At 57.3% G+C, this 17,428-nt stretch carries 14 protein-coding genes and 4 tRNA genes; 7 read left to right on the top strand and 11 right to left on the bottom strand.

The features are described 5' to 3' along the window. Positions 1-59: 59 nt before the first annotated feature. Together MARLIPOL_RS00970 and MARLIPOL_RS00975 are read right to left on the bottom strand one after the other, a co-directional pair. Positions 60-136 (bottom strand) — tRNA-Met (locus MARLIPOL_RS00970). Between the two features lie 111 nt (positions 137-247). Then, entirely contained in the window at positions 248-1,591 is a 1,344-nt protein-coding gene (locus MARLIPOL_RS00975) for an acetyl-CoA C-acetyltransferase (protein ID WP_012136176.1), read from the bottom strand. 211 nt (positions 1,592-1,802) lie between these two features. Here MARLIPOL_RS00975 and MARLIPOL_RS00980 point away from each other — a divergent pair, with 211 nt between their 5' ends. After that, positions 1,803-3,209 carry a 3-oxoacyl-ACP reductase gene (locus MARLIPOL_RS00980; protein ID WP_012136177.1) on the top strand — a complete coding sequence of 469 codons (1,407 nt, stop codon included), beginning with the start codon at positions 1,803-1,805 and terminating at the stop codon, positions 3,207-3,209. A 177-nt stretch (positions 3,210-3,386) separates the two neighbouring features. Here MARLIPOL_RS00980 and MARLIPOL_RS00985 read toward each other — a convergent pair. The 6 genes from MARLIPOL_RS00985 to MARLIPOL_RS01010 form a co-directional block, all read right to left on the bottom strand. Then, a tRNA-Val gene (locus MARLIPOL_RS00985) sits at positions 3,387-3,462 on the bottom strand. 11 nt (positions 3,463-3,473) lie between these two features. Next, a tRNA-Asp gene (locus MARLIPOL_RS00990) sits at positions 3,474-3,550 on the bottom strand. A gap of 86 nt (positions 3,551-3,636) precedes the next feature. Beyond that, positions 3,637-3,712, bottom strand: a tRNA-Val gene (locus tag MARLIPOL_RS00995). Between the two features lie 172 nt (positions 3,713-3,884). Then, positions 3,885-4,154 (bottom strand): hypothetical protein, encoded by a 270-nt coding sequence (locus tag MARLIPOL_RS01000; RefSeq protein WP_012136178.1) that lies wholly within the window; start codon positions 4,152-4,154, stop codon positions 3,885-3,887. 107 nt (positions 4,155-4,261) lie between these two features. Further along, the gene (locus MARLIPOL_RS01005; protein WP_036190249.1) at positions 4,262-5,110 is read right to left on the bottom strand and encodes a DUF2846 domain-containing protein; all 849 of its coding nucleotides are present in this window, start codon (positions 5,108-5,110) and stop codon (positions 4,262-4,264) included. 67 nt (positions 5,111-5,177) lie between these two features. Further along, on the bottom strand, positions 5,178-6,149 hold the full coding sequence (locus MARLIPOL_RS01010) for a coiled-coil domain-containing protein (protein ID WP_012136180.1): 972 nt from the start codon (positions 6,147-6,149) through the stop codon (positions 5,178-5,180). A 159-nt stretch (positions 6,150-6,308) separates the two neighbouring features. Here MARLIPOL_RS01010 and purE point away from each other — a divergent pair, with 159 nt between their 5' ends. The 6 genes from purE (at position 6,309) to MARLIPOL_RS01040 (ending at position 13,674) form a co-directional block, all read left to right on the top strand. Continuing rightward, entirely contained in the window at positions 6,309-6,800 is a 492-nt protein-coding gene (gene purE, locus MARLIPOL_RS01015; RefSeq protein WP_012136181.1) for a 5-(carboxyamino)imidazole ribonucleotide mutase, read from the top strand. A gap of 208 nt (positions 6,801-7,008) precedes the next feature. Beyond that, a complete protein-coding gene (locus MARLIPOL_RS01020; RefSeq protein ID WP_012136182.1) occupies positions 7,009-8,127 on the top strand; it encodes a 5-(carboxyamino)imidazole ribonucleotide synthase in 1,119 nt (372 codons plus the stop codon). Positions 8,128-8,200: 73 nt separating this feature from the next. Further along, on the top strand, positions 8,201-8,779 hold the full coding sequence (sodB, locus tag MARLIPOL_RS01025) for a superoxide dismutase [Fe] (RefSeq protein WP_012136183.1): 579 nt from the start codon (positions 8,201-8,203) through the stop codon (positions 8,777-8,779). 253 nt (positions 8,780-9,032) lie between these two features. Then, positions 9,033-11,093 carry a putative bifunctional diguanylate cyclase/phosphodiesterase gene (locus MARLIPOL_RS01030; protein ID WP_012136184.1) on the top strand — a complete coding sequence of 687 codons (2,061 nt, stop codon included), beginning with the start codon at positions 9,033-9,035 and terminating at the stop codon, positions 11,091-11,093. A gap of 50 nt (positions 11,094-11,143) precedes the next feature. Then, positions 11,144-11,731 carry a LemA family protein gene (locus MARLIPOL_RS01035; protein ID WP_012136185.1) on the top strand — a complete coding sequence of 196 codons (588 nt, stop codon included), beginning with the start codon at positions 11,144-11,146 and terminating at the stop codon, positions 11,729-11,731. A gap of 11 nt (positions 11,732-11,742) precedes the next feature. Next, positions 11,743-13,674, top strand: coding sequence for a M48 family metallopeptidase (locus MARLIPOL_RS01040; RefSeq protein WP_012136186.1), 1,932 nt, complete (start codon positions 11,743-11,745; stop codon positions 13,672-13,674). Between the two features lie 5 nt (positions 13,675-13,679). Here the strand turns inward: MARLIPOL_RS01040 and gspD are convergent, their stop codons facing one another. Genes gspD through gspN form a run of 3 tightly spaced genes read right to left on the bottom strand, consistent with a single transcriptional unit; the run spans position 13,680 to position 17,317 of the window. After that, on the bottom strand, positions 13,680-15,635 hold the full coding sequence (gspD, locus tag MARLIPOL_RS01045) for a type II secretion system secretin GspD (protein WP_012136187.1): 1,956 nt from the start codon (positions 15,633-15,635) through the stop codon (positions 13,680-13,682). 33 nt (positions 15,636-15,668) lie between these two features. Continuing rightward, entirely contained in the window at positions 15,669-16,526 is an 858-nt protein-coding gene (locus MARLIPOL_RS01050) for a type II secretion system protein N (protein ID WP_012136188.1), read from the bottom strand. After that, a complete protein-coding gene (gene gspN, locus MARLIPOL_RS01055; RefSeq protein WP_012136189.1) occupies positions 16,526-17,317 on the bottom strand; it encodes a type II secretion system protein N in 792 nt (263 codons plus the stop codon). Before gspN ends, MARLIPOL_RS01050 begins: the two co-directional genes overlap by 1 nt. Between the last annotated feature and the right edge of the window lie 111 nt (positions 17,318-17,428).

The following is a 17,428-nucleotide window of genomic DNA, read 5'->3' on the forward strand; positions in this document are numbered from 1 at the left end:
ACTCAAAAGCCCCCGCTTGAAAGCAATAAGGCCAGCGTAAGCTGGCCTTATTTCAATAATGGTAGCGGGGGCTGGATTCGAACCAACGACCTTCGGGTTATGAGCCCGACGAGCTACCAGACTGCTCCACCCCGCATCAAACTGGTTGTTTACCGGGGAACCCCCGATCAACGAGGTGCGCATGATAAGGGCCGCACCCTCGCCTGTCAAAGGGAAAGTTCAGTTTTTTTCTAAAGAGCCCCGAAGCTTATCGCTCGAGAATCGCAGTAACGCCCTGACCACCTGCAGCACAGATGGAAATCAGACCACGGCCACTGCCCTTTTGCTCCAGCAGTTTCGCCAGGGTCGCAACAATACGACCACCGGTGGCCGCGAACGGGTGGCCTGTTGCCAGGCTACTGCCCTTGATGTTCATCTTGCTGCGATCAATGCTACCCAGCGGCTTGTCCAGGCCCAGACGGTCCTTGCAGAAAGCGGGGTCTTCCCATGCTTTCAGGGTGGACAGCACCTGTGCAGCGAACGCCTCGTGGATCTCGTAGAAATCGAAATCCTGCAGCGTCAGCCCGGCCTTCTCCAGCATCCGCGGCACGGCGTAAGCCGGTGCCATCAGTAGGCCTTCTTTCTTGTCGACGAAATCCACGGCCGCCACTTCAGAGAAGGTCAGGTAAGCCTGCACTTCCAGGTTATTGGCCTTGGCCCACTCTTCACTGGCCAGCAGCACACAGGAGGCGCCATCGGTCAGCGCGGTGCTGTTGGCGGCGGTCATGGTGCCGTTTTCCCGGTCAAAGCATGGTTTGAGGCTCGCCAGCTTCTCCAGCGAGGTGTCCGGGCGCAGGATGTTGTCCTTGTCGAGTCCCGCCAGCGGGGTGATCAGGTCATCGAAGAACCCCTCTTCGTAGGCCTTGGCCAACTTCTGGTGGCTTTCGAAGGCCAGCTGATCCTGCTCATCGCGGGGAATGTTCCACTCGTGGGCCGTCACCTGGCAGTGATCGCCCATGGACATGCCAGTGCGAGGCTCGCCGTTCTCCGGAATTTCCGGCACCAGATGGCCCGGGCGGAAGCGACCCAGAATCTTCAGACGATCCTTGTTGGTTTTGGCGCGGTTGAGGTCGAGAAGAATCTCTCGCAGACCTTCACCCACGCCGATCGGAGCATCGGAGGTGGTATCAGTGCCACCGGCAATACCACACTCGATCTGCCCAAGAGCAATCTTGTTCGCCACCAGGATGGCAGCCTCCAGCCCCGTGCCACACGCCTGCTGAATGTCGTAGGCGGAGGTTTCCGGTGCCAGGCCGGAGCTGAGCACGGATTCGCGAGTCAGGTTGAAATCACGGGAATGCTTGATCACCGCACCGGCAACCACTTCACCCATACGCTGGCCCTGCAGGCCATAACGATCCACCAGTCCCCGCAGCGCCGAAGTCAGCAGTTCCTGGTTGCTGATTTTGCTGTAGGCGGTATTGGAACGGGCAAACGGAACCCGGTTACCACCGATGATCGCCACCCGGCGAATACCGGCCGGCGCCTTGGCCTTTGGCTTGCGGGTGGTCGAGGTGGTTTTCTTCTGTGCGGTTTTTTGTGCCTGTGCCATGATGTGATCCTGTATTAACAACGAGTGTATCCATTGCGAAGCAGTCTAGCGCTAACGGGGTCTGGCTCATTGGCATGCCTGACAATCCGGTCAGGGCATTGAGTCAATCCAAATGTCGCCTGAATCCTTAACCTGTACAACGACTGAAAACCATTGAACACGGTGCGTACGATTACGTCGCCACCGCTGAACACATACTAAGGAAGCTCGTATGTCTGACCTCTACCTCAAAATCGTCAATACGCCGGTGGGTAAAACGGCCGCCCAATCCCTCGGCCTGCCGTCCCCGGTGCCCCTCAATCGCTGGAAGCGCAGTGACCAGCCATTCATCGAGGGCAATGTCCTGGTCGGTGCGGCCGCCGGCGCCAAGGCCATCGGCGCCATTGGCAGCGTACTGGGAGCCAGCGCCGCCAAGGTACAACATGCAGATGGAAAGGATACTCTGAAGGATTCCGCCAAAGCTGGCAACAAAGCCCAGCCCCTGGACATCAACGGTGAAATTAGCGAGAAGTTTTCAGCCCTGGTATTCGATGCGACCGGCATGAAGTCTCCTGAAGACCTGCGCGCGCTGTATGATTTCTACCACCCGACCATCAAGAAACTCGGCGGCAATGCCCGCGTACTGGTCATTGGCCAGGACCCAGCCACCTGCCGCAAACCAGCCCAGGCAGCCGCACAGCAGGCACTGGAAGGCTTTGTTCGTGCTGTTGGCAAGGAAATCGGCAAGAAAGGTGCTACCGCCAACCTGTTATGGATGGCCCCGAGTGGAGACAAGCAGCTGGATTCCAGCATCCGCTTCTTCCTGTCACCCCGCTCGGCCTATGTGTCTGGCCAGGTAGCCCGCATCGGCAAGCGCACTGAAACAGCGCCTACCAACCCCGTGGCCCCTCTGTCCGGCAAAGTTGCCCTGGTGACTGGTGCTTCCCGCGGTATCGGTGCCTCCATTGCTGAAACCCTGGCGCGTGACGGCGCAACGGTGATTGGCCTGGATATTCCGCCAGCCATGGAAGAACTCCAGAAAGTCACTGACGCCATCAAGGGCAAGGCCCTGGCCTGCGACATCACCGATGCCGGCGCACCAAAACTGATTGCGGACTTTGCGGAAGAACACTTTGGCGGCATCGACCTGGTGATCCACAATGCCGGTATCACCCGCGACAAGACCCTGGGCAATATGCCGGAACACTTCTGGGATATGACTATCGCCGTTAACCTGAGTGCGGAAGAGCTGATCGACGAGGAACTGATGCACCGGGAACTGCTCCGTGAAAACGGCCGCATCGTATGCATCTCCTCCATCAGCGGTATCGCTGGCAACTTCGGCCAGACCAACTACTCCACCGCCAAGTCCGGCGTTATCGGCTATGTCGAAGCCATGGCGAAACAGCTGAAGAATGGCATCACCATCAACGCTATCGCGCCTGGCTTCATCGAGACGCAAATGACAGCGGCCATGCCCCTGACCATCCGCGAAGCAGGCCGGCGCATGAACAGCCTGTCCCAGGGCGGCCAGCCAGTGGACGTGGCTGAGGCGATCGCATGGTATTGCAACCCCGGCTCAAGCGGCGTGAACGGAAACGTTGTGCGGGTGTGTGGACAGTCGTTGATTGGCAAGTAACGCCAACATGCCTGGTGTCGGATTACGGCCCTTTGGGCCTAATCCGACCTACGGAGCGCTGGCCTTGATGTAGGTTGGATTAGGCGAAGCCGTAATCCAACAAGTCAACCGTATAGACACGCAAAAACACCGCTAGCCAACAGGCCCGGTTCATATGCGTATTCAAGGGGGAGAAAATGGTGGGTGGTACTGGGATCGAACCAGTGACCCTCGCCTTGTAAGGGCGATGCTCTCCCAGCTGAGCTAACCACCCGGGAATAAAAATGGCGGAGCGGACGGGACTCGAACCCGCGACCCCCGGCGTGACAGGCCGGTATTCTAACCAGCTGAACTACCGCTCCGCATCAATTTCAGCCTTTCGGCCCTAAGGTCCGTAAAGGTGAAACCTGAAACCGGACGGGGTGGTCCGGTGATGCTGAATGAAAGATGGTGGGTGGTACTGGGATCGAACCAGTGACCCTCGCCTTGTAAGGGCGATGCTCTCCCAGCTGAGCTAACCACCCAACTTTCATCAACCGTTCACTTGCCGCTCTCGCGATTTGTTAAGTCAGCGTTGCTGTCTCAACCAAGTGAGACGCGCATTTTAAGCATTTGCTCAGCGGTGTCAAATATTTTCCGGGAATTTTCCAAAAAAAGTGGCAAGCCATTAAAAAACGGGTGTTTTTTGATCAGAAGTTACCGTGCCCGCTTGTGGCTGCTCTTACCATCGACAACCTTGAGAGCCGGATCCTTCTGCCCCGCGTCCCTGGCTTTTCTCCGCAGTGACAACTCGCTGACCCGCGCCTTGCGATCGCCGGGTAGCGCCCGCTCTGCCAACGTGCGATTAAGATGATCCAGGCGCTGCCTGAATTCTTCGACTTTCTCCCCTGCGGCACGAACAGCCGCAGGTACCAGCTCATTGGAAACCCGGCTCACACCGCGCCGCAGCGAATCCTTCAATGACATATCCCTTCACCCCATGCATTTAACTCACCTAAGTGTAGTAATGCCCCCGGGGTTCTACAATTGTGAAACTGCTCACATTTTATGTCGCCTTGGTCAATCCAGAGCCATCAGAAGATCCACCAGCCCCCGGATGACTCCTCACGTTCTTTTTGCCGCCGCTCGTCTTCCAGTGCGGCATACTCCCGTTCGAGCTCGCGAATTTTGCGATCGCTTTCCAGCGGCACCGTGGGACCACCCCCAAAGGGCCAGAACCAGGACGGAGCGTGATACTTTCCCGCTTCCTTCAGGCGCTCGATTTCAAGCTCCCGTTCCTCTTCCAGCAGCACCATCCGGCGTTCGTAATTAACGTCCTCGGTAGTCTCCACAATAGACGTTGCAGCGTGATTCGGGGCCAGCAAGTCACTGTTGAGGAAACGGGTGGACACCAGCTCCGTCGCCCGCATGGCATATGCCCGGGAAACCAGCTGCAAATCACCCTGCGCCAATGGATGCTCCGGATCCAGGTCCGGGTGTGCTTGCTCTGGCTCCGACAGTTCGTTGTAACGAAGGTAGTAAATGCGCCCTGATTCCACCTCCAGGGTGGCATCGGCAATCAGGCTGAGGCTGAAGGAATTCAGCCCCTCCAGCCCCAGCAAGGGTCGACGCATCGCAATATGTCGCTCGCCAGGGCTGACTTCCAGCCAGGTAAAGCTGTCATTGCGGATATTGAAGTAGTGGGTGTCATCGATATAGACGCTGGGGGCCTCGATTTCATCCGCCGCCCACTGGGAATGGGTACGATAGAAATAGATCAGCGCATTGCCCTGATTCCACTGATCGTTCCCGATATGGACAAAATCGTGCCCGGCCACCGGGTGGAGAAAAGATCCGACGCTTTTGCCAATGGACTGATACACGGTACAGCCGGAAACCAGTACCAGCACTGACAAAAGCATTATAGGTAATCGGGTTTTCATTGTTATTCACTCTTCGTCCTTTGCGAGTGCCCCGATCATAGCAACAGCAAAACGGCAGAACTGAGAGCTACCGCAAGGTCTGGCTCCGCAGCTCATCCACCTGCTCAGACAGACGCACCAGCCTCGACGTCAGTTGAGCGCGGGAGGAATCGATGGAATCGACCGTTCGCTTCAGGGAACCCAGCTCCGAGCGGATAGCTCTCACATCGCGGCCATTGGCGCTGGCTTCCATCTCGTTTTCCAGGGCTCCAATGCGCCCTTCCAGGCCATCGATACCCAGCTTTTGCTCACGCTCAAACCGCTGTATACGACGATCCACCAACTGATCCACACCCTCCAGGGCAGAATTCAGCTCCGTCAGCCGCTTATCAGCCTGCTCTGTAGACTCTTTGAGACTGACAATCTGCTGACCAAGCTCCTTGCGCAGGGCGGCAAGCTCACTGGAAAGTGACGACTCCAAACTGCCCAAAGACGCCGCCAGCTGCTCGCGGGCAGCTACCTCGTCTTCCACCTCAGCAGCCACAGCGTCCAGGCGTTCATCGTGTTCATCCAGGCGTTGCTTGTTGCGCTCATTGGCAATGGCCCAAAGCTTGCGGATTTCACTGTCGGCAGCATCGAGACGCTCTTCCTGATCCGCCAGGGTCTGCTCAAAGGACTGCCCCTTCTCCTCAAGGTTCTCACCGGTTTCGGAAAGGTCCCCCTCAAACCGCGCCAACGCCAGCTTGCTCTGCCGGACCCAGTAATCCGCCTCCTCCAGCTGGCTCTCCAGGGCGTCAATCTGCTGCGCCTGACTGAACCAGCCACCCCCGGCAACCACCGCCAACAAGACCAGCGCCAGCCACAATCCGGCCCGACTGCCACCGCTGTTCCCGCCCCCGTTCGACTTCCGAGTCTTGGGGACGCGCGCGCCCCCCTTGCCGCCACTTGGCCCGCTGCTGCCGGACGCTTTCGGTTTCCTGGCAGGCTCTGACTTTCCCGATGCACTGCCAAAGGGGGATTCAGCTCTCAGTTCATCGTCATCTGGACGGATTGGTTCCATTACAACTCCCGGAAAATGGACGGTTCGAATAATAAGGCCTGATAATACCCGCACTGACGGATTCATTAAAATGAATGCCCATAAACAAAGCTTGGTTTGCATGGTAATTGGTCAAAACATACAATGGCCGGCTTTCCAACATACACAGGACTGTTGCATATGCAGCCGCTTGTAGGTCTCATCATGGGCTCCAAATCGGACTGGCCCACCATGGAACACGCTGCCAACATGCTCGACAAGCTCGGCGTGGCCTATGAAACCCGCGTGGTCTCGGCCCATCGCACACCGGATCTGTTGTTCGACTACGCCAAGACAGCGTCCGAGCGCGGCCTGAAGGTCATCATCGCCGGCGCCGGCGGCGCGGCTCACCTGCCCGGCATGGTTGCTTCCCAGACCTCACTGCCGGTACTTGGGGTTCCAGTTCAGTCCAAAGCCCTCAACGGCCTGGATTCTCTGTTGTCGATTGTCCAGATGCCGGGCGGCATTGCCGTTGGTACACTGGCAATAGGCAAGGCAGGCGCCACCAATGCAGGCCTGCTGGCGGCGCAGATTGTCGGCACGTTTAATGATGACGTACGCAAAGCCGTCGATGAATTCCGCAAGAATCAGACACAGTCGGTCCTGGATAATCCCGATCCCCAGGAGCAGTGAATCGAAGTATCGTGTCGGATTACGCCTGCGGCTAATCCAACACCCCCGACCAACGGACTCAAAAGTTAGTTGAGCGGGGTGGGGAGGTCTTTATAAAAAAACACCGCCTGTCTGAGCAAAGCGAGTTAAAGCGGAGTTTTTTTATAAAGACCTCCCCACCCCGCTCCGCCACCAAGACAAATGGCCAAATGATGCCAGGAGAACACAGATGAGAATTGGTGTATTAGGCGCCGGTCAACTGGGACGCATGCTGGCCCTGGCCGGTTACCCACTGGCCAAGACGTTTGTATTCTACGACATGTCCGGCAGCCCCAGCGCCGGACTGGGCGAAGTCATCATCGACCGCGAAGGCGAGTACCTGGATGACTTCCTCTCCCGCGTCGACCGGGTCACCTACGAATTTGAACACCTACCCGTTGAAGTGGCCGAAAAAATCGCCGCCCACAAGCCGGTACACCCCTGCCCCCGCGCACTCCAGGTTTGCCAGAATCGCGAAGCCGAGAAAACACTCTTCGGTCAACTGGGCATACCCACGCCGGAATGGAAAATCGCAGACAGCGCCGAATCCCTGCAAGCCGCCGCTGAAGAACTCGGCTGCCCCGTCGTCGCCAAATCCAATACCGAAGGGTATGACGGCAAAGGCCAGGCGGTACTCACAAGCCCGGAAGAAGCCGCAGCTGCCTGGGAGGCCATCGGTCATCCCCGCCTGATCGTGGAAAAATTTGTCGACTTTCAGCGGGAAGTCTCCATCATCGCCGTGCGTGGTGAAGACGGAGAGCTTGCCTTCTACCCCATTGCCGAGAACACCCATCACGAAGGCATCCTGCGCTACTCCATCGCCCCGGCACCGGGCCTGGACAAACACATTCAGGATGACGCCGAACGCTATATCAAAGCACTACTGAACGAACTGGACTACGTCGGCGTACTGACCCTGGAACTGTTTGAAACTGCCAACGGCCTGGTTGCCAACGAAATGGCTCCGAGAGTGCATAATTCCGGCCACTGGACCATCGAAGGCGCCATGACCAGCCAGTTCGAAAACCATATCCGGGCGGTCAGTGGGCATCCGCTGGGCAACGTTGCGCCCCGGGGCGTGAGCTGCATGATCAACATCATCGGTGAGCATGGCGACATTGAACGTATCCTGGAACTGCCTTACGCTCATGTTCACCTCTATAATAAAGGTGAACGTCCGGGCCGGAAGCTTGGACACGTCAACATTCTGGCGGACAGTTACGAAGAACTGGTATGGCGGGTCAAGAACTGCGCACAGTTCCTGCCCGGCAGCCCCGAGTTTAAAAGTTCTTTAACACCAAAGGGTTGATATAACTCAAAGCAGCCCTATATTCACATAAGCGTCATTCACATAAACAGAGAGAATCAGGGAGAACGACCTCATGGCATTTGAACTTCCCGCACTACCGTACGAAAAGAACGCACTCGAACCACACATCTCTCAGGAAACACTCGAATACCATTATGGCAAGCACCACAACACCTACGTAACCAAGCTGAACGGCCTGGTTGAAGGTACGGACAACGCCAACAAGTCGCTTGAAGACATCATCAAGAGTGCCAGCGGACCGCTGTTCAACAACGCCGCTCAAGTGTGGAACCACACTTTCTACTGGCACTGCCTGAGCCCGAATGGTGGTGGCGAGCCGACAGGTCCTGCTGCTGATGCCATCAATAAGGCGTTTGGCTCCTTCGAAGACTTCAAGAAAGAGTTCAATGACAAGGCGGCCAACAACTTCGGTTCTGGCTGGACCTGGCTGGTGAAGAAAGCCGACGGCAGCGTTGCCATCGTCAACACCAGCAATGCGGAAACACCGCTGACCGGTGCCGACAAGCCGGTTCTGACAGTTGACGTCTGGGAGCACGCGTACTACATCGATTACCGCAACTCCCGTCCGAACTATCTGGAAGCATTCTGGAAGCTGGTAAACTGGGATTTCGTTAACGAAAACCTCGCGTAATACAGCTCCGAAATCATGCAGGCACTGCTCTGCACAGAAAAGCGCCCGCTCATCAGCGGGCGTTTTTCGTTTAAGTTCTACAAAAACCTTACAAATTGATACACCGGCACCCTGAAAACTTTGAAAGAATCGCCGATACTGGAGGCAGCTGCACAATAATGAACCATACTGAACAACAATAAACCGCAGTCATTCCGGCCTCCCGGCAGGAAACTGGAGTTGATCCTGGCATAACGGATGATAACGAGCTTTCATGCAAAAAAACTTTGAGGTAGAACACCACCTGAGTCACCGCGTACTGCGATGGGTTCTGGGTGTCGCATTGGTCAGCGGCATCATTATCAGCGCCATTCAGGTCGCCCTGGATGTCAACCGCGTGTCCCGCTCCCTCGACGATCACGCGATTCAAACCATCGCCCTGGTTCACGATGCAGCTACACAGGCCGTTTTCAGTATCGACTCAGAGCTGGCCCAACAAGTCGTGGATGGCCTCTTCGAGCAGGAAGCCGTTCACTACGCCAGCATTACACACCCCGACGGAGAGCCACTGGGGTCCGGCAACCGGCCACTGCAACAGAATCTGTTCCGGCCAATGACCGATGTCATATTTAACCCGGAAAGGGCATACCGGCAAAGACTGTCACGCCCCAGTAATCCGGATACCGTTTACGGATACCTGGAGATTCAATACGACACCGCCCATGCAGCACGGACATGGCTTGAACGCGCCGCCGTCACATTCATCTCCGGTATCGCCACGGCCGTTATTCTGGGCATGGCGCTGTTTGTGGTTTTTCACCTGTTACTGACACGACCACTGCTACGAATCGTCCACTCTGTGAAACAGGTCAACCCCGAACACCCGGATGACCGCTTGGTGGAACTTCCCCTGGGCCATCAAACCGATGAGCTTGGCCTTTGGGTCAACGCCACCAATAACCTGCTGGTTTCCATTGGCGACACCCAGAAGCGACATCGTGAAGCGGAAGATCGTGTTAACCGGTTATCGCATTACGACCAGCTGACTGGTCTGCCGAGCCGCGAAACATTCATGGATTTGCTGAAGGCTGACATCGAAGAATCAAAGACCAGGAAAAACTCACTGTCCCTGATGGTCTGCGGTATTGATGACTTCAAGTCCATCAATGAACAATGCGGATTCAGCACCGGGGATCTTATCCTTCAGACCATCGCGGATCGCTTGATGCAGCAGCTCGGTAGCCATCGGTTTACAATCGCACGCCTGGGCAGTGACCAGTTTGTGATCGTCGAGAAAGGCCTGCGGGATGGATACCAGGCTGCGGACACGGCCGAACAGGTTCTGGACTGCATCAATCAACCGATGAACTTTGATAATCAGACCGTCACCATGTCCGCAACCCTGGGCATTGCCATGTTCCCCCATGATGCCGCCATGGCCGATCGCCTGCTGCAATGCGCCGAACAGACCATGGCACTGGCGAAACAGGGTGGCAACAGTCGGTTCCAGTTCTACGTCGCCAGCATTGACCAGGAGATCCGTGAGCGAAAACAGCTGGAGAAAGATCTTTCAAAAGCCCAGGCTAACCGCGAATTTCATCTGGTGTACCAACCACAGATTAATCTGGAAAACCGACGGGTCATTGGTGCTGAAGCCCTGATTCGCTGGGAGCACCCGGTCAGGGGATTGGTACCACCGGATGATTTTATTCCTGTTGCCGAGGTTAACGGCAGCATCGTCGAGATAGGCCAGTGGGTTCTGGACCAGGCATGCTGGCAAGCCGCTCAGTGGGCGGCTGATGGTATGCCACTACGCATTGCCATCAACCTTTCAGCCGTGCAATTACGCCGGGATACCATTGTTGACGATATCCTCGATACGCTGGAACGACACAGCGTTCCAGCGAACCGCCTGGAACTTGAGGTCACGGAAACCAGCTTCATGACCAACCTTGAAGACGCGGTTGAGAAATTGCACCGACTCCACCAGGCAGGCATCAGCATCGCGGTGGACGACTTCGGCACCGGCTACTCCTCACTGACCTACCTCAAACGCATGCCCGTGCAGCATCTGAAAATCGACAAACAATTCATCCGGGATCTGTTGGTAAACGAAGACGACACCCGCATCGCCAACACCATCATTGACCTGGGCCGGAGCCTGAACCTGTCGGTTGTGGCAGAAGGGGTCGAAACGGCCGAACAGGAATACTACCTGACCCAGCGCGGCTGCAAGCTCGCACAGGGATATTTCTTCAGCAAACCGCTGCTACCTGACGATTTTGAGACCTTCGTGGCTGGCTTTCACCAGAAAATAGTTGAAAATAACGTCTGACCACCAGACCCTGAGGTCCGAACTGCCCCCACCCGTTTCAAGGAGTTACCATGGGAACCACCATCATTGGATTAATCGTTATTGCGATTGCTGTATTCTATCTGGTGTACATCTATAACCAGCTGGTATCCCTTCGCAACCAGTTCAAAAACGGGTTCGCCCAGATTGATGTCCAGCTTCAGCGTCGACATGACCTGATCCCCAACCTGGTGGAGTCCACCAAGGCCTACATGGCACACGAGAGCAATACACTGACGGCCGTAATGGAAGCCCGAAACAATGCGGTCAGCGCCCAGAAAGACGCCGCCAGCGACCCCGGCGAAAGTACCAGAATGCAGCGCTTGGGGTCGGCGGAGAACCTGCTGACCAAAGCCCTGGCCAACTTTTACGCTGTCTCCGAGAACTACCCAGAGCTAAAAGCCAACGAAACCGTCCAGCAATTGATGGAAGAACTGTCCAGTACGGAAAATCGCGTGGCGTTTGCCCGCCAGGCCTACAATGACGGTGTGATGGGTTACAACATCTTCCGGGAACAGTTCCCCAATAATGTGATTGCTGGACTGTTCGCCTTCAAGCCAACTGCCCAGCTTGAACTCGAGTCGCCCGAAGCCCGCCAGGCACCTAAAGTGGCCTTCTGAGGCCGCTGCCCATGGCTCACCCCGGTTTTTTCCAGCGCCAGGCCAGTGCCCGGCGCAATACGACCCTGCTTGTTGTCCTGTTCCTCGTCGCCGTGGTTCTGATTACCCTGGCGGTCTGCCTTGTGGGTTACGTTGTCACCCGCAGCGAGTCATCCGGACTGGCTTTCCAGCATTGGTTACTCAGCCGTCATGGCGCCATGACGGCCGGCACCGTGGTCATCCTGATCATCCTGGGTTCACTGGTACGATGGGTGGATCTGGCCGGTGGTGGCGAACGCGTGGCCAAAATGGTCGGCGCTCGCGAAATTGATCCGGACACCAGGGATGCCGGTGAGCGCAAATTGCGTAACATTGTCGAGGAGATGTCCATCGCCAGCGGGGTTAACGTACCCCGGTTATACGTCATGGATCATGAGACGGGCATTAATGCCTTCGTCGCCGGCTACACACCGGGCGAGGCGGTAATGGTCGTAACCCACGGAGCGTTGACCCAGCTCACACGGGATGAACTCCAGGGTGTGGTGGGACACGAGTTCAGCCACATTCTCAACGGCGACATGCGACTGAACGTTAGACTGATAGCCATACTGGCGGGCATCCTGATGTTAGGACAAATCGGTGGCTTTCTGGTCCGCGCTTCGTTCCACCGCTCAACCTACTCCTCAAGGTCCCGGGATGGTCGCGGCCAGGCCGCTATTGGTCTGATCGGCCTTGCCCTGCTGGTGATCGGTTACATCGGGGTATTCTTCGGGCGGTTGATCCAGGCTGCGGTTTCCCGGCAGCGGGAAACCCTCGCGGACGCCTCCGCGGTCCAGTTTACCCGTAATCCGGAAGGCATTGCCGGCGCGCTGTTCAAGATCGGTCTGAAAGGTGGGTACCTGGACACCACCAGTCACGCCAGCGATATGAACCACATGTGTTTCGGTGAGAGCGCCCGCATGAAACTGTCGTCTCTGCTGGCATCGCACCCACCGGTGGAAGACCGAATACAGGCCATCCAGCCCGGCATGCTGGCGCGCCTGCGCAGCCGATTCAGGGATACCGAACCATCAACAGACCTGTCCCACGGCCAGAAAACACCCCACACAGCCAACACCTCCGGCTTCGCTGGCATGCAACTGAGCTCCGGGAAACAGTCAGCCGGATTCTCCGGCAGCGTGGGCACCTTGACCCGCGGCGGCGAGGACTATGCCATCGCCCTGCTGGCTCAGATTCCCCAAACTTTCCGCAATCTGCTCTACACTCGCGCTGGAGCTGTGCAGCTTTGCTACGCCCTGCTGATTCACGCCCTGCCCCGTCACGAGCAGGACGACGTACTGGCGCAGATTACCCGGCACCCGCTTCTCAGCCCCCAACGGGACATACTGGACAAACTCCTTCCCGCCCTCGACAGTCTGGGGGCAGCTATCCATTTCCCTGCGTTGGAACTGGCCATGCCGGCATTACGTAAGCTCGATCCGGAAGAACGGGACGGGCTTCATGCTGCCGTGCGGCAGCTGATTGGCGCCGACCGGAAAGTCACCCTGTTTGAACTTGCCATGAGCAGCTTCCTCAAGCGCCATCTGATGCCTGAGTCTGCACAGGTGGTACCAGTACGGTACCGCAGTTATAAAGCCGTGCTGCCGGCCCTGAAGTGCCTTATAAGCCTGCATGCCAGAGCTGGCGCCAGGATCGGGGACGAAGCGGAAAACCTGTATCAGGAAGCCATGGCCGGCTTTGCCAGCCAAAATGAGACGGGAACCTTGCAAGCAAGGGTATCGCTGAAAGAACTCCAGCAGGCGCTGACAACCCTGAACCAGCTCTCACCCCTGCTTAAGCCGGCTATCATCGATGCCGCTGGCCACTGTTTGACCCACGATGGCAGGGTGGATGTGACGGAATATGAAATGATGAGGCTGGTGGCGGATCAGCTGGATTGCCCAATGCCGCCACTGCCAGCCTGAGCCGGTTACCGGATACGATCCGGGCCGGGGTTGAACAGGGTGTCAATCTCAGGCTGCTGCCCAGCTTCAGGTAAACCCAGCTTCTCTCGCACACCCAGGTTCACTTCCCACAAGCCGTTATACTTCTCGGACGTCATAGCAACCGAATCAGCCTTGTCCAACAGAATCTTCGGGCGCAGGAACACCAGCAGGTTGCGCTTGATACGGCGCTCAGACTCCGAGGAAAACAATCGGCCAAGCAGCGGGATATCACCCAGCAGGGGCACTTTGCTACGGTTGATCAACAGATCATCTTTCATCAGGCCACCGAGCACGATGGTTTCGCCATCATCCGCCAGCACCGTGGTTTTGATCTCACGCTTGCTGGTCACAATATCCGAGGCGTCCTCGACACTTTCCGCAATATTCTCGGTGGTCTGCTCTACCACCAGACGCACCAGACCGTCGGCACTGATGGTCGGCGTGACTTTCAGGGTCAAACCGATATCCCGGCGTTCAATGGTAGTGAAGGGATTCGTGGTGCCATCACCGGTGACGGTGGATTGGCCCGTACGGAATGGCACATTCTGGCCGACAATAATCTCGGATTCCTGATTGTCCAGAGTGATGATACTGGGCGTAGACAACAGGTTCGCCGCCGCGGAAGTAGACAGTGCCTGCAGCAGCACCCCCCAGCTTAAACCATCCTCGTCGCGCTGGCCCGCTCCCACGGTGATACCGCCAGTGGCCGGCGCGATGATAGATTCGTTAATGATTGCGCCCAGCACATCGCCCAGGCTGCGGCCCACGTTGCCAAAATTGGTGCCGGCAATCGGTGTCGACTCGCCAGACTCATCCCCCACGGCAACCTGAACGCCAAGGTCCTGCCCCAGCTCGTCACTGATTTCAACAATGGCCGCCTCAATCAAGACCTGGGCACGGCGGACATCCAGCTGCGCCACAATCTGCTCCGCTTCCTGCATCATGGAAGGTTCACCCCTGACGACCAGGGCGTTCAGCCCCTCATCGGCAAATACGGAAAAACTGGTATTGCGACCACTGCCCGATTTGGAGGACCCGGAACCGTTGCCGGACGCCTCCTGAGCAAGCTCGCCCATAACGCCCTTGAGCAGCTCGCTCAGGCTTTTCGCATCAGCATGCCTCAAACGTATAACTTTCGTGGTGCCGCCACTGGCGGACGGCTGGTCAAGCTTGCGAATCAGGCCCCGCATCTTGTCGCGGAAGGTTTCGTCTCCGCGGAGGATGAGACGGTTGCTACGTTCGTCAGCGGTCACACTGTACTTACGGGCGGCGCGCTCACCGCCGGCCTGGCCCAATTCATCGGGCGCCAGTTCCTGGAGCAGCTCGACCAGGTCACCCACCCAGGCTTCTTCCAACTGGATCACTTCCACTTCGTACTTGGACGGGCTATCGAGCTCCCGGACAATCTGTTCGATACGGCGGATGTTTGCGGAGTGGTCACTGACAATCAGGGCATTGGCAGCCGCCACGCCCGCCAGGTGACCGTATTTTGCGACCAGGGGGCGCAGGATGGGCACCAGTTCCAGGGCGTTGGCGTTATCAATCTGAATGACTCGGGTAATCAGCTGTTCGGAGGGCGTTTCCGTAAAGCGGTCAAGGGACTCGGCCGACTGCTTGGCGTCCACCTGCTGGACCACCTTGATCACCTCTTCCCCCGGGATGGCGGTAAAGCCATGAACCTGAAGTACCGCCAGGAACAGGTCGTAGATTTCGTCCTTGTTCATGGGCGCACTGGACAACACCGTCACCTTGCCCTTGACCCTGGGATCCACCACAAAACTGTAGCCTGTGATGTCTGCCACCTGGGTGACAAACGCCCGGATATCCGCGTCTTTGAGGTTCAGTCGCCAAGTCTCTTCCTGTCCATAGGCAAGAGACATCAGAGGCATCAGGAGGACCAGTAGGATGGCCCGAAACAGATTCGTCTTATGATTATACATCTGGCGATTTCGTCCTGTTATCGATGAACCCGATCAGCGCCACTGCTCGGGTATGGCATAGCTTACGGTCAGGGTGGAACCGTCCCGTTCAATTTCAATTTCCAGCTGGGACTCCGTGCGCCAGCTTTCCAACAACGCTTTGTCCTGCTCGATATCACCCAGGCGCTGTCCGTTGATGGCAGTTATCACGTCGCCGGCTCGCAGGTTGACGGCATTGAGCATGGCACTGGAACCGTCATACACATAGCCTCCAGCGCCGGAATCGTCTGCTGGCGACAGCCCATAGGCAGCCAACGCCGCCGCGCCCTGGCTGTCCAGCTGATCTCGTGCGTTGGCAATAAACTCGTCGGGGGACGATTCTGCCGGTTCCAGTGGTTCCTCCGCAACCAGCGAATCACCACCGCTCTGTTCTTCGAAGGCCAACGACTCATACCGGCCATTTCGGCGGATCAGGATTCGCCCGGCTTCCACTTCTGCCAATTCAGCGTTACCCGGAAGCGCATCCCCCACACGATAGTGTTCTGTTTCTCCGTTACTTCCAGCAACTATAGCACCTGAATCTTCCGGGCGCTCCGCCAGCATCACGCCTTCCAGACGTAATTTCAGGCCGGTTTCCGGCGCTGAACGACGAATCACTTCAGCCACACGACTATCGCCCTGGGGCCTCCCGAACAATTCATAACTGGACACCGGCGCATTCAGGGACGATGAACGACCATTGCGACCCACGCCGTCAACTCCGGCCGTTGCGACCACCGGCTGTTCGTTCCACAGGACCAGCCAGGTGACCCGAGCCAGCGTCATACCGAGATACACCACCAGAGCCAATAGAACCAGGTTGGCCAGCAACCTGGCGACACGTGCCTGCCGCTCAAATGAAATTGCCGCCATCAGAACCCTCCGGGCAGCAAAGGCTGCCGGACACGGAATATCACATCATCAGGCTGGGCTGAACCCGACCATGGCTGATCCGCCAGATCCACCATGCGCTTGTACACGCGCAACTCCATGGTTCCGTTCCACTGTATATTGGCGTCAGCGGCAGGCCCCTGCCCCCCCTGCTCCTGCACGGTCAGGGCTATGCCGTTGCCAGTGGTATCGAGATCCGCTTCCATCGGTGGAAAATTGGCTTGGCCAGTCTGGTTCCCCATCGGCCAGGTTACCGGCCCGCCGCCCCATCGGCCATACCCGCGGGCATCAGCCAGACGATTGTCTTCCCAGGATACCTGCAAGCGGTCAATGATGACGTCCCCTTCGATCATCGCACCGCCACTCTGGCGGATCAGGTCCTCGAATTCCGACACAGCAATAAGGCCCCGCGCATCCAGCAGCATGGACCCCGGCCAGCCAATGGTAACTTCCCCGTTCAGCTCAGATTGAGATGAGGCAATCGAGATCGATACGGGCCATTGCAGCGAGGACACCGACGGCCAGCCGAGCTCCCAACCGGCGCGAACCGGATAGCCCGCAACCACCACAGCTGCAGCACCCTGCCAGACCGTCCCGGAAACGCGTTGCACCTGCACCTGGGGAGGCAGGCTGATGTGGGGCGATGCCTGATGCCAGATCCACCCGGCGGGAACCCAAATAACCAATGCCACCACGTAGACAAGCAGACCGATCAGCAAAAGCAACAGGACTTTGCCGAGGCGAATAAAAGATTTGGATGTGGATTCAGTCATTCAGCGACACGTTAACGATGGACCGGTTGCCGAGTCTAGCAAAGGGAATATGACGGGTCATGATACAAATGAATAAAGGCGAAGATTTTTAACGAAAAAACCCCCCCCCCC

The sequence above is a fragment of the Marinobacter lipolyticus SM19 genome, from assembly GCF_000397065.2.
In the GTDB taxonomy this organism is placed as follows: Bacteria; Pseudomonadota; Gammaproteobacteria; order Pseudomonadales; family Oleiphilaceae; genus Marinobacter; species Marinobacter lipolyticus.

Excerpts from the sequence above, each read along its gene's own strand:
- MARLIPOL_RS00975 (WP_012136176.1), bottom strand. The coding sequence starts at position 1,591 with ATGGCACAGGCACAAAAAACCGCACAGAAGAAAACCACCTCGACCACC.
- MARLIPOL_RS00980 (WP_012136177.1), top strand. The coding sequence starts at position 1,803 with ATGTCTGACCTCTACCTCAAAATCGTCAATACGCCGGTGGGTAAAACG.
- MARLIPOL_RS01000 (WP_012136178.1), bottom strand. The coding sequence starts at position 4,154 with ATGTCATTGAAGGATTCGCTGCGGCGCGGTGTGAGCCGGGTTTCCAAT.
- MARLIPOL_RS01005 (WP_036190249.1), bottom strand. The coding sequence starts at position 5,110 with ATGAAAACCCGATTACCTATAATGCTTTTGTCAGTGCTGGTACTGGTT.
- MARLIPOL_RS01010 (WP_012136180.1), bottom strand. The coding sequence starts at position 6,149 with ATGGAACCAATCCGTCCAGATGACGATGAACTGAGAGCTGAATCCCCC.
- purE (WP_012136181.1), top strand. The coding sequence starts at position 6,309 with ATGCAGCCGCTTGTAGGTCTCATCATGGGCTCCAAATCGGACTGGCCC.
- MARLIPOL_RS01020 (WP_012136182.1), top strand. The coding sequence starts at position 7,009 with ATGAGAATTGGTGTATTAGGCGCCGGTCAACTGGGACGCATGCTGGCC.
- sodB (WP_012136183.1), top strand. The coding sequence starts at position 8,201 with ATGGCATTTGAACTTCCCGCACTACCGTACGAAAAGAACGCACTCGAA.
- MARLIPOL_RS01030 (WP_012136184.1), top strand. The coding sequence starts at position 9,033 with ATGCAAAAAAACTTTGAGGTAGAACACCACCTGAGTCACCGCGTACTG.
- MARLIPOL_RS01035 (WP_012136185.1), top strand. The coding sequence starts at position 11,144 with ATGGGAACCACCATCATTGGATTAATCGTTATTGCGATTGCTGTATTC.
- MARLIPOL_RS01040 (WP_012136186.1), top strand. The coding sequence starts at position 11,743 with ATGGCTCACCCCGGTTTTTTCCAGCGCCAGGCCAGTGCCCGGCGCAAT.
- gspD (WP_012136187.1), bottom strand. The coding sequence starts at position 15,635 with ATGTATAATCATAAGACGAATCTGTTTCGGGCCATCCTACTGGTCCTC.
- MARLIPOL_RS01050 (WP_012136188.1), bottom strand. The coding sequence starts at position 16,526 with ATGGCGGCAATTTCATTTGAGCGGCAGGCACGTGTCGCCAGGTTGCTG.
- gspN (WP_012136189.1), bottom strand. The coding sequence starts at position 17,317 with ATGACTGAATCCACATCCAAATCTTTTATTCGCCTCGGCAAAGTCCTG.